Source organism: Bacteroides sp. AR20, assembly GCF_964250605.1.
In the GTDB taxonomy this organism is placed as follows: domain Bacteria; phylum Bacteroidota; class Bacteroidia; order Bacteroidales; family Bacteroidaceae; genus Bacteroides; species Bacteroides uniformis.
The window spans coordinates 92,056-106,941 of sequence record NZ_CAXUGK010000013.1 but is presented as its reverse complement, the minus strand read 5'-3'; the positions used below and the strand labels follow the sequence as shown (position 1 = coordinate 106,941).

Below are 14,886 nucleotides of genomic sequence, written 5' to 3'. Positions count from 1 at the left end.
GATACCTCACGCCAAACGAAAAATTTAAACAAATTATTAATCAGAATTCTGTTGCATTTGCAAGTTGAATTCAGCAAAGAAAAGTCATGATACGTCATTTGATATTAAGTGTTTGTCTAGTTCTGGTAGCGTTTCCCGCAATAAAAGCGGCGCCCATAGACGGAATCCGTATAGAAAGTCCATACCGTAGAGTGGTGGTACTGGTCGACGGACAGCAGGTTTGCCTGCCTACTTTCAGTTGTTTTGTAGCCAATCTGCGTGGTAGTTGTCGGGTAGAGGTTTATGAAGCGCCATCCCGTGGGGAGAATTCCCGAAGAGGAAAACTCCTATATGATGAACGTGTGCATTGCTCCATCAATGAAGTGGAAGATATTTTCATTCCAGAGGACAAAAGACCTGGTGGAAACTGGGGTACTTCTAATCATCACAAGCCTGGCAGACCCGGTGACAGACCGTTAGGAGGCGAGCAGCATGAACCGGTGATGTCACCATCTGCCTTCGAACAGTTTATGGGGCTGATGGAAAAACAGAGTTTCGATTCAGACCGTAAGGAAGTGCTCGACCATGCCTTGCTGACCTCTTGGTTCACTACTGACCAGTGTATCCGTCTGATGGATTTTTATCGTTTCGACAGTGAAAAGAAACAGTTGATGAAGAAGATTTATCCTAAAATAGCCGATAAACCGAATTTCTATTATGCGATAGACAAGCTGACCTTCTCGTCGGACAAGAACGAGATAAATGCCTTCATCAAACAATATCATGAGAAGAATAACTAAAAAAAGGAGGGGTTATGAAACGGATTATATTTATATTTCTTGCCGCTATGATGAGTACAGCTGTTTGTAGTGCGGCAATGAGCAACAGCAAAGTGCGTAAAGAGACCCGCTTTCTTACGGACAAGATGGCCTATGAATTGAACCTGAGTACAGAACAGTATAATGACGTGTACGAAATAAACTATGATTTCATTTCCGGTATACGTTATCTGATGGATGACGTTCTTCGGGGGGAGGAATGGGCCTTGAATCGCTATTACGATTATCTGGATGTGCGCAATGACGACCTTCGATGGGTGCTGAATAACCGGCAGTACGGCCGTTTCATGCAGGCCGCCTATTTTTACCGTCCGGTTTATGTAAGTGGTGGTCGTTGGTCTTTTAGGGTTTACATCACTTACACCAACCATAATCATTTCTATTTCCCGCGGCCGTATCATTACCGTACATATTGCGGTGGGCATTATCGTACGCACTATCACAACAGCTATTATCGCGGTCGTTACCATCATCCGCACTATACTGGTTCGTGGAGTATTCGGAATGATAAGTCGTACCACACCAGCCGCCGTTCAGATTTCGGTTCGGTGAACATCCGCCCTAATTCGCATAAGCGTCCGGCAGGCAGGGATGATGTATATACCACGCGACGTAGCAACAGTAGTAATAATCGCATTAGCACAGGTACACGTAACAGCAGTACGCGACGTAGTAGTGTGGATAGTGGCAGAAAGTCGAGTAAAGAGAAAATAGAAACCACAAGAACTAAAAATAATGATAAGAGCCCCAGCCGTAGCAGGGTAAAGACGGCAAGCAAGGAAAGAAGAAATGCTTCCGGCGTACGGAGTTCCGAAAGCCGTCGCAGCAGCTCTTCAAGCACTACCCGCAGTTCTACCGGCAGTAGCTCTTCCCGCTCTTCGGAAAGGAGATAGAAGAACAAAAAACTCCCCTCTTGTCAGCCTGGAGGCAGGGAGAGGGGAGAATCAAACACAACAACTAAAATTATACTTCTTTTTTTATTCAATCGGTTCTCCCTTATAGAAATCCAGAATCTTGGTACGGAACAGATAGTCATACTTGGCTTGCAATTCGTCTGATTGGGATTTCATAAGGTTCTGTTTTGCTTCATTGTATTCTACGGCATTTGCTTTTCCGTTCTCATACTTTTCGCTCATCAGCTTGAAAGACTCTTCGCTGGCAACGGTGGCTGTATGGCTACTGGTATATTTGCTTTCGGCAGCAGCGGCGTTGTACCATGCTTGTTGGATTTCCTTATAAAGTGTCTTCTTGGCATTATCCAATTGCAAGGCATAGTTTTCACGTTGCAGGCGTGCCGTGCGTACCCGGTTACGGGTAGAGAGACGGTTGAAAATAGGTACGCTGAGGTTGAATCCTACATATTTGTTGAAGTTATCGTTCATCTGCTGGCTGAAAGTACGGTCGATGGTAGAATAGTAATTCGTACCGAGACTACCGTTCAGGCTCAGTTGCGGGTAGTAGTTGCTCTGGGCAATACGGATATTGTGTTTACTGCCTTCCAAGCGGAACTGTGCAGCTTGTATGGAAGCCTTACTCACCATGGCTGTTTGGAATATCTCATCCGGAGGAGTGAGAGGGACTAAGTCCAGATTGACTGCCGGAGATTCCAGATTGAACCCTTCCGGTGTTTCCAGTTCGATAAGCTGGCTAAGGTCGAGCAGGGCCAACTTATAGTTGTTGTTTGTCTGCACTACATTCATCTCGTCTTGTGCCACACGTGCTTTGGCTTCTGCCAGTTCTGCCGGAGAGGCTTTTCCCAAGTCAGCAAGCCGGCTGATGCGGACATATTGCTCTTTGCTCAATTGCACTTGTCCCAACGCCACCTGGTGGAGCTCTTCATTGAACAGCACCTGAAGGTAGGCCGAAGCTATATTGATGGCAATGTCTTCCTTGGCTTTGTCCAGGTCGGCAATGGCAGCTTTGAGGTTCAGTTTCGCCAATGCATACTGGTGGGGAATCTCCAGACCGGTAAAGATGGGTATGCTTGTACTGACGGACATATTGGTACCGTGGCTGCTGGTGTTGACGTATACAGTGGAGTAGTCTCCCGTATCCTCGTTCTTGATGGCTGTTTGCGTACGTCCCCAGTTCCAGCTCTGGCCGGCGTTGGCGTTCAGGTTCGGCAATCGTGCCCATTTGGCTGTATTTACCTCGACAGCACTCTGTTCGGCAGCGTTGGCTGTCTGGCGGATACTGATGTTATGCTCGATGGCATAGTCTATGCATTGGCGTAAAGACCATCGTTCCTGCGCCTGCACTGAGACACTGCCGAATATTGCGAGGTATAAGAATATCTTTTTATTCATATCGTATATCTTTTTAAGCTATTCCGTTTGTTAATCCTTTTTCTCTGCACCGCGAATCTTATCCTGGGCACTGATACCGCTTTTGATGGCAATCTTTATGCCGTCACTCATGCCGACCTGGATGGGGCGGCGTTCGAACTTCTGTACCGGTACGCTGTCCGTCATTACGTATACAAAGGTGCTGTCACCATTGAATTCAATGGTACTTTCCGGTACGGCAAGCGTTTTCTGGGCACGGTCCAATACGATTTCTGCGTTGGCAGAATAGCCGGAACGTATCTGTACGCTGTCCGGTGCGGCAATGGCAGCTTTGATTTCAAACTGGTTGGCACCGTTTTCTTCCACACCCTTCGGAGATATGTATTCCAGTGTGGCATCGAACGAAAGATTCTGCAGGGCGCCGATTGTCAGTTTCACCGGCATGCCTTCGTGCACACGGCCCACTTCCGTTTCGTCAATGTTGCCGCGGAAAATCAAATCGTTCATGTTGGCAACGGTAGCGATGGTGGTTCCGTCATTGAAAGTGTTACTCATGATAACCGAGTTACCGACTTTGATGGGTACATCCAGAATCAGACCGGTAATGGTGGAACGGATCAGGGTACTACTGAAAGAAGCGCTGTTCTTGGTGATGCCTTCCTTTACAATTTCCAGGTTATCTTTTGCTGTCTGCAGTTCCTCGCGTGCCTGCTTCACGCTTACTTCCCCTTTTTCGTACTCTTCAGCGCTGATAAGCTTGTCGTTGTACAGTTTCTGGGTACGGGCGAAATCCGTTTCGGCTTGGGCAGCGTTGATTTCCGCCAATCGTACGCGGCTTTCGGCAGAGTTCAATTGTCCCAGTTCGGGTATCACCTTTACTTTGGCAAGCACTTCCCCTTGCTTCACACTTTGTCCTGCTTCCTTGTATACTTCGGCAATAATACCGGAAATCTGCGGCTTGATAAGGACTTCATCTCTCGGTTCCACTTTGCCGGTGGCTACGGTAGTCTTTTCAAGGTCTGTCACTTCCGGAACTATCGTTTCGTATACTGTTACTTTAGGTTGGGACTTCTGGTACAGAAAAACGAATGTCCAAATGAATAAGGCAGCAATTACTACCAATAATGCGATTTTCAGAAACTTCTTTGTTTTCATCTTATATTTACGATTTAATTATTTACGATTGATATAGCCATTATTTCATGGCTTACGGTTAGTGGTCTCTCTATAAGTTTATTCATCCCTGATGGCTTCAATTGGCTTGATTGCCATGGCGCGATAGGCAGGTGCCAGTCCGGCAAGTACTCCTAATGCGATGAGGAGGATGCAGGTTCCGATAGCCAGTCCGAATGAAACCTGGTAGTGGGTTTTGATAACTCCAGGGTCATTGGCGGCCTTTTCAAGTATTTGCAGTACAAATACGGCAAAAGAAATGCCTGCCATACCCGCTATAGTGGTCAGTACCATGCTTTCCGAAAGAATTTGTTGCAGGATGTCTTTAGGACGGGCACCTATGGCACGGCGTATGCCTATTTCCGTTGTGCGCTCCTTGACGGTTACCATCATGATATTCGATACACCGATAGCTCCGGCAAACAATGTCCCCAACCCTACCATCCAGATAAGAAAGCGTACTCCGGTCATCAGGTTGTCCATCATGGAGAACATGGCTTCCGCATTCAGGAACATGACGGCTTGTTTGTCATCGGGAGCAATGTAATGTGCCGCTTTTACGAGGCGTTCCACTTCGGGCTGCACGTCTTTTACTTTTACTCCCGGTTTCATGATGAAACATACCACATGCAGTTTCTTTCCGAGGTTGTAGGTCTGTTGCATGGTGGAGAAAGGCAATGTAATGGCTTCAGAGGCCTGCCCTTGTATATTGACATTGCCTTCGGATGAACACATTCCGATAACCCGGTAATAGATGCCATTCACCCGGACATATTTGCCGCAGGGGTCTTCACCCGGTTTGAAGAGACTTTCGTAAACACGTTTGCCGATTACGCACACTTTACGTGACTCTTTAATGTCGACATCATTGATGAAACGCCCGTAGGCCATCTCTTGATGCTCTATCTGTTCATATTCGGGATACAAGCCTTTCACACTACAGTCGTACTTGTTGTCTCCGTAGACGGCAACTTGTCCCCAGAGGGCGATTGAAGGCGTGGCGAGTGCTATGCCGTCCACACTGCTTACACGGTCTACATCTTCCATCTCCAAGTCCCACCAGCGTCCCTTGCGGAATCCCTTGTAGGCTTCGCTTGTCTTTTGTGCAGCGATAAAGCCCGAGTTGGTTGCAAATCCTTCGAACTGGGATTTTAGTTCTTCCTGCATGCCCTGGCCGCCACCGATAAGCGCCACCAGCATAAAGATACCCCAGAATACGCCGAACGCCGTAAGCAGGCTTCTCGTTTTGTTCCTTGTTATTGTGATGAGGATTTCCTCACACGTATCTATGTCTATTCTCATAATCTTTAATCTGCTCTAAGTGCTTCAATAGGACTGATACTTACCGCTTTCTTAGCCGGGAAGAACCCAGCCAACGTACCCGCTATGATAAGGGTCAGGGTAGCTTGGATAGCAATACTGAGGTCTACGGTGGGATCGGAGAACATGGTCTGCTGGAACATGCCGGCATCCATCGTCTGGCTACCGAAAGCAGAGTTCATCCATTCCGTCACCCCGATGCCTGCCACCATACCGATATAACCGAATAGCGTAGTGATAGTCACGCTTTCCACAATAATCAGCCAAAGGATGGAGAAAGGTTTTGCTCCCAATGCCTTACGGATACCAAATTCCCGGGTACGTTCTTTCACGGTAATCAGCATTATGTTCGACACGCCGACAATCCCACTCAACAGTGTGAAGATACCGATAACCCAGATTGCAGTCCGGAGGATACCCATTGCATTCTGTGTCTGCAGATAGTTGGTGAAACGATTCCATATCCATATGGCGCTCTCATCTGTGGGGTCAAAGCGGTGATTGGTGGCAATAGCCTTGCGGTATTCTTTTTCAAAGGCTTCGTTACTTTCTATGCTGTGCAGGTTCTTGGTTGTAAAGATGATGTTATTCAGCTTGTCTCCTTTATTATAGATGGTCTGCAAGGTGGAGAAGGGGATATACGCTTCGTTTGCCTCGCGGTCTCCCTGGTCATTGTAGAGGCCTACTACTTGATAGGCCACTCCACTGGCATTGACAAATTGTCCGATGGGTTCAGTATGCGTTTTTCCGAAAAGGATATCTGCAGATTTCTTATGGAGGATGATGACTTTACGTCGGTCTTTCAGGTCGTTGTAGTTGATGAAACGTCCGTCCGCTGTTTTCACGGTTTCCACTTCGGTGTAGTTGGGATATACGCCCAGCAGAGAGATATTGATATATTCTTGTCCGAAGCTGACGTTTACATTACTTTGACGCACGGTGGCACCGGCACTGATGACATTTTCAGTGAATTGCTTCTCCGTGTCATCCATGTCCCGGTTGTCCAGTTGGACGCGGCGTCCTTCTTTCAGACCGTCGTATGACTTGGTGGTCCAGCCGGGGAAGATGCGGATAGAGTTCAAGGCACGCTCCGACGCATTTTGCTCGAAGGCATGTATGATACCGTTTCCGGCTCCGAGCAGCACGATGAGCATGAAGATTCCCCATGCCACGGCAAAGCCCGTCAGGAATGTACGCAGTTTGTTGCGTTTGATGGTTCCGTATATTTCTTGCCAAAGGTCTATCATTGATAATTAAAAATTAAGAATTAAAAATTAAAGGGGGAGGGGGCTCTTCCTTTATTATTTCATGAATCCGTCTTTTCCGAACGGGCTTGCATCGTGGTTCAGATTCGTCTCGATGCTACCTATGATACCGTCTTTGATATGGATAATCTTGTCCGTCTGGTTGGCAACACCGCTTTCGTGGGTCACGACTACGATGGTCATGCCCGTATCGTGCAGTTCCTTTAGAATCTGCATCACCTCTACGGAAGTCTTGCTGTCGAGCGCGCCGGTAGGTTCATCGGCAAGGATAATCTGCGGTTGGGTAATGAGGGCACGGGCGATGGCTACACGTTGTTTCTGTCCACCGGACATCTCATTTGGCATGTGGTGTGCCCACTCTTTCAGCCCCAGGCGGTCCAGATATTCCAGTGCCAGCGCATTACGTTTGCGGCGGCTCACTCCTTGATAAAAGAGAGGAAGCGCCACATTCTCCACTGCATTCTTGAAGGAAATGAGATTGAAGGACTGGAAGATGAAACCAATCATACGGTTGCGGTACTCGGCTGCCTTCGTTTCGCTGAGGTTCTTGATGAGGGTACCGTTCAGATAATATTCCCCCGTGTCGTAACTATCCAGAATACCCAGTATATTGAGTAAAGTGGACTTTCCCGAACCCGATGAGCCCATGATGGAAACAAATTCGCCTTTCTGAATGTCGAGGTTGATACCTTTGAGCACATGCAGCGGTGCTCCGTTGTTGTAGGTCTTGTTAATGTCTTTTAGTTGTATCACTGTTTTCCCTGTTTATTGCTTTACTCTTATTAATTTTCACTATTAGACGCAGCAATGCTACGAAAAGTTGCAAAAGTTGCAAACTTTTTTAAAAAAAGATTTTGCAGTGTCGTTTTTCTTTGTGATTTTTGTAACCATGAATGTGATTAACTAACCCTTTAAACAAAAGTAATATCATGAATTCAAACATGGAAAAGCCCTATGTAGTGGGCATTGACATAGGCGGAACAAACACCGTCTTTGGTATTGTAGACGCACGCGGAACTATTATTGCAAGCAGTTCCATCAAAACCGGAGCTTATGAGGACGTCAATGATTACGTAGACGAAGTTTGCAAGAATCTGTTGCCGCTCATTATTGCCAACGGTGGAGTAGACAAGATAAAAGGTATCGGTATCGGTGCTCCTAACGGAAACTATTACAGCGGTACTATTGAGTTTGCCCCGAACCTTCCCTGGAAGGGTGTAATTCCTTTGGCTGCCATGTTTGAAGAGCGCTTGGGTATCCCTACCGCTTTGACAAACGACGCCAATGCTGCCGGTATCGGTGAAATGACTTACGGTGCGGCTCGTGGTATGAAAGACTTTATCATGATAACTCTTGGCACCGGTGTAGGTAGCGGTATCGTTATTAACGGTCAGATGGTATATGGCCATGACGGTTTTGCCGGAGAGTTGGGACATACTATTATCCGTCGTGAAAACGGACGTCTCTGCGGATGCGGACGTCACGGCTGTCTGGAAACTTATTGTTCGGCTACGGGTGTGGCGCGTTCTGCACGTGAGTTCTTGACCAAGAGTACCGAACCGAGTTTGTTGCGCGACATTCCGGCAGAAAACATTACTTCCAAGGATGTGTATGATGCAGCGGTGAAGGGTGACAAGATTGCTCAAGACATCTTTGAGTTTACCGGAACCATCTTGGGTGAGGCTTTGGCTGACTTCATCGCTTTCTCCAGTCCGGAAGCTATCGTGTTGTTCGGTGGTCTGGCAAAAGCGGGAGACTATATCTTCAAGCCTATCCAGAAAGCTATTGACGACAATGTATTGAATATCTACAAAGGTAAGACCAAGTTGCTGGCTTCCGAGTTGAAGGACTCTGATGCTGCAGTGCTGGGTGCCAGTGCGTTGGGCTGGGAGCTGAGAGATATCAAGTAATCAATATTAGGGAAACTGATAAAGGAGGGGATATGTCAAAACTCCCCTTCTATCGAAGTCACCCTCGCTACACCTATCTGTGGCGAGGGTGATTTTTAGTTTATGAGAGTTTCGACACACCTTTTTTTCTTTGGTGGCACATATTCCTCAGCAATAAAGTTATGTCACAAGTTGCTTCCACACTTCCACCCATTCTCTGTATCCCTTTATTCATTGGGGTTGCGGATGCTGTGGAAGCAACTTGAAAAGGTGGAAGCAACTTTTGCTTCCACCTTAAATTTACGCCAAATAATCTATTAATGTCTTGTAGTACAATAAATTAATAGGATATGGGGCAATTTGCCAATATCGTGTAAACAAGCTATTGGTTTCCTGCAAACACGGTATTAACTTCGTAAAAGCCCGTGCGATAATAGGTGGAAGTCAGGTTTTTGGTATGGATAAGATAGGTATTCAGTATAGGCAAGCTATGCATATGAGAGCTGTTTAACGGCCGTGAGGCGTTCGCCTAACGGCCATAAAGCACCTTGTTGACGGTCGTTAGCAGAGCGTCTCACGGCCGTTGGGCGCTGATAAACTAACATATCAGCAAGAAGGAAGGCTTATGTGAAAGGAAAGGAGCGCAGGCTTACAATGTTTTGAATGAGGGAGTAGCAGTAGAGTATCGCATGGTGTGTATGCCTACTGTGTATATCACTAAAAAAGGGAAACCGACATTGTCAGTTTCCCTTTTTTATTTCGAAATAGGAGTCTGGAATTAACCGTTAACTCTTTTTTCTTTGATTCTTGCTTTCTTACCGGTAAGAGCGCGCAGGTAGTACAGTTTAGCGCGACGAACTTTACCCACCTTGTTCACTTCGATGCTGTCGATAGCCGGTGATTCAATCGGGAAAATACGTTCTACGCCTATGGTTCCTGACATCTTACGTACTGTAAAACGCTTCTTGTCTCCATGTCCGGCAATCTTGATAACAACACCACGGTACAGCTGTACACGTTCCTTGTTACCCTCGACAATACGATATGCTACTGTTACAGTGTCACCTGCCTTGAAGTTCGGGTGCTGTTTTCCGGTAGCAAATGCTTCTTCTGCAATTTTAATTAAATCCATTGTTTTTATTATTAAATTGTTTCATCGTTACAACGCAACATACCAGGCTTCTCTCTTGGTGTCCTGACAGCGATTGCGCGAAAGCGGTGCAAAGGAACGAATTATTTGCCAGATACACAAGTGCTTCAAGCTTTTTTTCGCCAGTTGGGATGATTTTTGAGCGTTTCATTCTGCTAAACGCAAGTCTAAATAATCGGTTAATTGTGTGGCTCAGTCGCAAAAGAAAAGTATATTTGTAGCAATTTAAAACTAAATGAATATGAAGAAACAAACTTTCAGTCTCCTTGCGGGGGCAGTGTTGGCGGTTGCGCTTCTATTGGTTTCCTGCCATTCTTCTTACGAAGTGACCAAGGTAGAGGGAGGCAGAATTCCCATGAACTCTGTCTGGGATGCCGAGCCGGATGCCGAAGCCGTGGCTCTGCTGGCGCCTTACAAGGCCCGGATGGACAGCGTTATGTATCATGTGGTGGGAACCGCAGAAATGTCGATGGACAGATTCCGGCCCGAAAGCCTTTTATCCAATCTGATTGCAGATGTACTGCGTGAGGCTGCGGTGGAAGTGCTGGGCAAACCGGCCGATATGGGGCTAATCAATATCGGTGGAATCCGGAATTCCCTGACGGAAGGAGATATCACTACCGAAAACATCTATGAGATATTGCCTTTTGAGAATTCGCTCTGTGTGCTGACGATGAAAGGCTCTGCCATGACGCACTTGTTTGAAAACATTGCGGTGAGACTTGGTGAAGGGGTGAGTGGTATACAGTTGGAAATCAGCAAGGATGGCAAGCTGCTCCAGGCTTCCATTGCCGGCAATCCGGTGGAGGATGACCGTGACTATACGGTTGCCACGATTGATTATCTGGCTGATGGAAACGATGGAATGACGGCTTTCCTGCAGGCGGATAAAAGGGAGTGCCCGGATGGGGCTACACTGCGCGGTCTGTTCATGAAGTATGTGGAGAAGCAGACGGCAGCCGGCAAGAAGGTGACTTCGCGCATGGAGGGAAGAGTGGTCGTTAAAGAGTAAGCATTAAAAAAACAGAAGTTCTATGAAACATATGTATTCCTTGGCAGCCCTGCTGCTTTTCATGCTCCCCGCATCGGCACAGCAAGAGGAGCGTGTCATTACTGAAGAACCCCTTTGCCTGGTGTCCGCCGATTCTGTATCGTCCGGCCAATCCGGAAAACAACTGTTTATCCTGCACACCAGCGATACGCACAGCCGTATAGAACCCATCAGCGCCGAGGCGGCCGACGAGTATGCCGGTATGGGCGGTGTGGTGCGCCGTGCCGGTTTTGTAAAGCAGTTTCGCGGCAAGCATCCGGATATGTTGCTGCTGGATTGCGGAGACATCTCGCAAGGCACCCCTTATTATAACTTTTTCAAAGGCGAGCTGGAGGTCAAGATGATGAACCTCATGGGCTATGATGCCATGACGATAGGTAATCATGAATTTGATTTCGGACTTGAGAATATGGCGGAATTGTTCCGTATGGCGGATTTTCCCGTGGTCTGTTCCAATTATGACGTGACGGGTACGGTACTCGAAGGGCTGGTGAAGCCTTATATCACCTTGGTGCGCGAAGGGGTGAAAATCGGAATCTTCGGCCTGGCCCCTAAGATGGAAGGGCTGGTGCAGGCGGATAAATGCATAGGCATTGTCTACAACGACCCGATAAAGGTGGCCCAAGAAATGACAGACCTTCTCAGGGAGAAGGAGAATTGCGAGGTTGTGATTTGCATGTCTCATTTGGGTATCCGCAGTGCAAATCCCGAAGGCGCTTCCGACGAGAACTTGGTAGGCAAGACGCGTGGCATTGATGTCATTTTGGGAGGACATTCGCATACTTTTATGGAAAAGCCTGCCGTTTATCTGAATGCGGACGGCAAGAGCGTTCCCGTGCTGCACACCGGAAAGAGTGGCATCTACGTAGGAGAAATGGTACTTACTTTAACTGAAAAATAGCATGATGAAAAGACTCACCCTCCTTTTATGGGTTGCAGGATTGTTTATATTGGGATTATCTTCACTTCACGCCCAGACGGGAGGCCCGTTTCTTCCTTCGGCTGCAGACAACCGGTGCCGGCAATGGGTGGACTCCGTGTTGTCAGGTCTGAATGTACACGAAAAAGTGGGGCAGCTCATCGTTGCCACCATTCCGGCCAGAGCAGACAAGGCCACGAAAAAGCAGATGCGCGAGCTGGTAAAGAAATACAAGGTCGGTGGCTTGCTGTTTTCCGAAGGTACTCCGGAAGAGCAGGCTATCTTGACCAATATGGCCCGGAAGGATGCCAAGATTCCCGTTATGGTTACTTTCGATGGAGAGTGGGGACTGTCAATGAGGCTGAAAGGCGCTCCGGACTATCCCCGTAATGCCGCCTTGGGATGTATCGAGGACAATGGCCTAATTGAAGAATATGGACGTGAGGTGGCCCGCCAGTTTCGCGAATTGGGGGTACACGTCAATTTTGCACCCGATGCGGATGTCAATACGAATCCGCTGAACCCGGTGATACACGTACGCTCCTTTGGTGAGAACCCGCAGCGGGTGGCGGAAAAGGTGGTGGCATACAGCCGTGGGCTCGAAAGCGGGGGCATACTTTCCGTTTGCAAGCATTTCCCCGGGCATGGCGACACGGATGTGGATTCTCATAAGGCGCTTCCTGCCTTGCACTACGACCGTGCACGCCTGGACAGTGTGGAACTTTATCCCTTCAAGGAAATGGTACGTGCCGGATTGGGGGGTGTCATGGTAGGCCATCTGCAAGTGCAGGCGCTGGACCCGGATGGGGTGACTCCTTCTTCCTTGTCGCGGAATGTGGTGACCGGGTTGTTGAAGGATGAACTCGGCTTTAAAGGGCTGGTGTTTACCGATGCCTTGGACATGAAGGGTGTGTCTGCCATTCCGCAGGTAACTACCAAAGCGCTGCTGGCGGGAAATGATATGGTGCTGGTACAGTTCAATACGAAGAATGCGGTGCAGGAGCTGGTAGATGCAGTGGAGTCGGGACAACTGAGTAAGGACGAACTTGATGCCAAGTGCCGCAAGGTATTGATGTACAAGTATATGCTTGGTTTGAGAAACTGCCAGCCGCAACTTCGGGTCAGCGGAATGAGCTATCGCATCAATACGGAGGAAGCGCAGGCGTTGGCTGCCAAGTTGCGCCGTTCGGCAGTGACTGTATTGAACAATTATTTCGATGTCCTCCCGCTGGCACCGGTGGAAGGTGATATTGCCGTGCTCAGCATCGGAGAGAAGGAGGCGGATGTTCCCTTTGTGGAAGCTATGAAAAAGAATGCAGGCATCAGCCATTTCCACTTGCCTTGGAATGCCGATGAGGCTCTCTGGCAGGAAGTGCAGGGGCAGTTGGCTGCTTTCCGTCGCGTGGTTATCAGCATCACCGGTTCGGCTTATGTCAGCGACCGTGATGTGGCCCTTCTGGAAGGCTTGAACCTGCGTGCTCCGCTGGTCTATACTTTTTTTACCTCTTACCGTACATTGCAACCTCTGATGCCCGCACTTGCCAAATCCAGCGCTGTGGTGCTGGCACATTCGGCAGAGACGGATTTGCAGCAATACGTGGCTGATGTTCTTTTTGCCAAAAAGCCGGCCTGTGGCAGAATGTCGATGAGTATCGGTAAACTGTTTCCAGCGGGAACGGGCTGTATGATTGAACCGGGCATGAAACCGGGGAAGACTGTTCCGGAAGATTACGGCATGAAATCGTATGTGCTGCAAAGTATCGATGCCGTTGCCCGGAAGGGACTGGAAGCGGGAGCTTATCCCGGTTGCCGCGTGCTGGTGTGGAAAGACGGACTGCCGGTATATGACAAAGGCTTCGGAACCCACTCTGATAAGGATACCACTACTGTCCGTTCTTCGGACCTTTTTGATTTGGCTTCGCTGACCAAGACTACGGCTACGTTGCTTGCCGTCATGAAACTGTATGATGAGGGCAAGATAAAACTGGATGACAAGGTTTCCGCTTATCTGCCCTTCTTGCGCAATGGCAACAAGCGGAACATTACCATCCGCGAACTTTTGTTCCACGAATCGGGGCTTCCTCCCTATATCCGCTTCTACCTGGACATCATAGACCCGAATTCGGTACACGGTCCGTACTCCCAGAGTTGGGTGGACGAGTGGCATCGTACGCAGGTAAGCGAGCATAGCTATTATTGTTCCGATTTTAAGTTCCGGAAAGGGATGGTGTCCGACAAGAATACACCGGTCTATACCCTGCACATGGCAGATGGCATGTGGCTGAACAAGAGTTTCAAGAATTCTATCCTTCAGCGGATAGCCAAGTGCGAGTTGGATGGCAAACGTTATGTTTACAGCGACCTCGGCTTCGTGCTGTTGCAGCAGGTAGTGGAGAAGGTGACGGAGCTGCCGATGGATTTGTACCTTGCCCGTGAGTTCTATGCCCCGATGGGATTGCAACGTACTATGTTTCTGCCTTTGACGAAGTTCACCAAAGCGGAAATCATGCCCACGGCATCCAATGACTTCCTGCGTCGCCAGGATATATGCGGATATGTGCATGACGAGACTGCTGCCTGCATGGGTGGGGTGTCCGGTAATGCAGGACTTTTCTCTACGGCCGAAGAGGTGGCAAAGGTTTATCAAATGTTGCTGAACGGCGGTGAATTCAATGGCAAGCGTTTCTTGAGTGAGGCAACCTGCCGTTTGTTTACGACGGAGAAATCTGCCATCAGCCGTCGCGGTCTGGGATTCGACAAGCCGGATGTATCCATTGTGAAGCGCAGCCCTTGTGCTCCTTCCGCTCCGGAAGCAGTATATGGACATACCGGATTTACCGGTACTTGTGCTTGGGTGGACCCGGAAAACAAGACAGTGTATGTATTCCTCAGCAACCGCTTGTGCCCCAATGTATGGAACACGAAACTGGGTGACATGAATATAAGAAGAGATATCCAGGAATTGATTTATAAAAGTATTATTCCGCAAATCCCCTAAAAACAATCTATCTATAAG

General features: G+C 48.2%; 12 protein-coding genes. 6 read left to right on the top strand and 6 right to left on the bottom strand.

Features of this window, described 5'->3' with window-relative positions; all coding sequences use genetic code 11:
- Nucleotides 1-86 precede the first annotated feature (86 nt).
- Together ACESTD_RS08890 and ACESTD_RS08885 are read left to right on the top strand one after the other, a co-directional pair.
- Entirely contained in the window at nt 87-779 is a 693-nt protein-coding gene (locus tag ACESTD_RS08890) for a DUF4476 domain-containing protein (RefSeq protein WP_005825088.1), read from the top strand.
- A 14-nt stretch (nt 780-793) separates the two neighbouring features.
- On the top strand, nt 794-1,711 hold the full coding sequence (locus ACESTD_RS08885; protein WP_035449740.1) for a hypothetical protein: 918 nt from the start codon (nt 794-796) through the stop codon (nt 1,709-1,711).
- Nucleotides 1,712-1,795: 84 nt separating this feature from the next.
- Here the strand turns inward: ACESTD_RS08885 and ACESTD_RS08880 are convergent, their stop codons facing one another.
- The 5 genes from ACESTD_RS08880 to ACESTD_RS08860 all read right to left on the bottom strand — a co-directional run bounded on the left by ACESTD_RS08880 (nt 1,796) and on the right by ACESTD_RS08860 (nt 7,614).
- Entirely contained in the window at nt 1,796-3,124 is a 1,329-nt protein-coding gene (locus tag ACESTD_RS08880) for a TolC family protein (RefSeq protein ID WP_272203066.1), read from the bottom strand.
- A gap of 30 nt (nt 3,125-3,154) precedes the next feature.
- Nucleotides 3,155-4,258, bottom strand: a complete 1,104-nt coding sequence (locus tag ACESTD_RS08875) for an efflux RND transporter periplasmic adaptor subunit (protein ID WP_005834785.1) — start codon at nt 4,256-4,258, stop codon at nt 3,155-3,157.
- A 78-nt stretch (nt 4,259-4,336) separates the two neighbouring features.
- Nucleotides 4,337-5,578, bottom strand: coding sequence for an ABC transporter permease (locus tag ACESTD_RS08870; protein ID WP_195288371.1), 1,242 nt, complete (start codon nt 5,576-5,578; stop codon nt 4,337-4,339).
- Between the two features lie 5 nt (nt 5,579-5,583).
- On the bottom strand, nt 5,584-6,843 hold the full coding sequence (locus tag ACESTD_RS08865) for an ABC transporter permease (RefSeq protein WP_005825072.1): 1,260 nt from the start codon (nt 6,841-6,843) through the stop codon (nt 5,584-5,586).
- A 54-nt stretch (nt 6,844-6,897) separates the two neighbouring features.
- Nucleotides 6,898-7,614, bottom strand: a complete 717-nt coding sequence (locus ACESTD_RS08860) for an ABC transporter ATP-binding protein (RefSeq protein ID WP_005825069.1) — start codon at nt 7,612-7,614, stop codon at nt 6,898-6,900.
- A 176-nt stretch (nt 7,615-7,790) separates the two neighbouring features.
- Here ACESTD_RS08860 and ACESTD_RS08855 point away from each other — a divergent pair, with 176 nt between their 5' ends.
- On the top strand, nt 7,791-8,771 hold the full coding sequence (locus ACESTD_RS08855; protein ID WP_005825067.1) for an ROK family protein: 981 nt from the start codon (nt 7,791-7,793) through the stop codon (nt 8,769-8,771).
- A gap of 757 nt (nt 8,772-9,528) precedes the next feature.
- Here ACESTD_RS08855 and rplS read toward each other — a convergent pair.
- A complete protein-coding gene (rplS, locus tag ACESTD_RS08850) occupies nt 9,529-9,882 on the bottom strand; it encodes a 50S ribosomal protein L19 (RefSeq protein ID WP_373158809.1) in 354 nt (117 codons plus the stop codon).
- A gap of 259 nt (nt 9,883-10,141) precedes the next feature.
- On the opposite strand from rplS, the gene ACESTD_RS08845 reads away from it, so the two are divergent.
- The 3 genes from ACESTD_RS08845 to ACESTD_RS08835 are packed head-to-tail and all read left to right on the top strand — an operon-like array spanning nt 10,142 to nt 14,868.
- A complete protein-coding gene (locus ACESTD_RS08845) occupies nt 10,142-10,912 on the top strand; it encodes a 5'-nucleotidase C-terminal domain-containing protein (RefSeq protein ID WP_373158808.1) in 771 nt (256 codons plus the stop codon).
- 22 nt (nt 10,913-10,934) lie between these two features.
- Nucleotides 10,935-11,852, top strand: a complete 918-nt coding sequence (locus ACESTD_RS08840) for a bifunctional UDP-sugar hydrolase/5'-nucleotidase (protein ID WP_195292243.1) — start codon at nt 10,935-10,937, stop codon at nt 11,850-11,852.
- 1 nt (nt 11,853) lies between these two features.
- Nucleotides 11,854-14,868, top strand: coding sequence for a glycoside hydrolase family 3 N-terminal domain-containing protein (locus tag ACESTD_RS08835; RefSeq protein WP_373158807.1), 3,015 nt, complete (start codon nt 11,854-11,856; stop codon nt 14,866-14,868).
- Nucleotides 14,869-14,886: the final 18 nt, after the last annotated feature.

Bases quoted from the DNA above. Each gene is read 5' to 3' on its own strand.
- ACESTD_RS08875 (WP_005834785.1), bottom strand. From the start codon at position 4,258: ATGAAAACAAAGAAGTTTCTGAAAATCGCATTATTGGTAGTAATTGCT.
- ACESTD_RS08855 (WP_005825067.1), top strand. From the start codon at position 7,791: ATGAATTCAAACATGGAAAAGCCCTATGTAGTGGGCATTGACATAGGC.
- ACESTD_RS08880 (WP_272203066.1), bottom strand. From the start codon at position 3,124: ATGAATAAAAAGATATTCTTATACCTCGCAATATTCGGCAGTGTCTCA.
- ACESTD_RS08845 (WP_373158808.1), top strand. From the start codon at position 10,142: ATGAAGAAACAAACTTTCAGTCTCCTTGCGGGGGCAGTGTTGGCGGTT.
- rplS (WP_373158809.1), bottom strand. From the start codon at position 9,882: ATGGATTTAATTAAAATTGCAGAAGAAGCATTTGCTACCGGAAAACAG.
- ACESTD_RS08890 (WP_005825088.1), top strand. From the start codon at position 87: ATGATACGTCATTTGATATTAAGTGTTTGTCTAGTTCTGGTAGCGTTT.
- ACESTD_RS08865 (WP_005825072.1), bottom strand. From the start codon at position 6,843: ATGATAGACCTTTGGCAAGAAATATACGGAACCATCAAACGCAACAAA.
- ACESTD_RS08870 (WP_195288371.1), bottom strand. From the start codon at position 5,578: ATGAGAATAGACATAGATACGTGTGAGGAAATCCTCATCACAATAACA.
- ACESTD_RS08835 (WP_373158807.1), top strand. From the start codon at position 11,854: ATGATGAAAAGACTCACCCTCCTTTTATGGGTTGCAGGATTGTTTATA.
- ACESTD_RS08840 (WP_195292243.1), top strand. From the start codon at position 10,935: ATGAAACATATGTATTCCTTGGCAGCCCTGCTGCTTTTCATGCTCCCC.
- ACESTD_RS08885 (WP_035449740.1), top strand. From the start codon at position 794: ATGAAACGGATTATATTTATATTTCTTGCCGCTATGATGAGTACAGCT.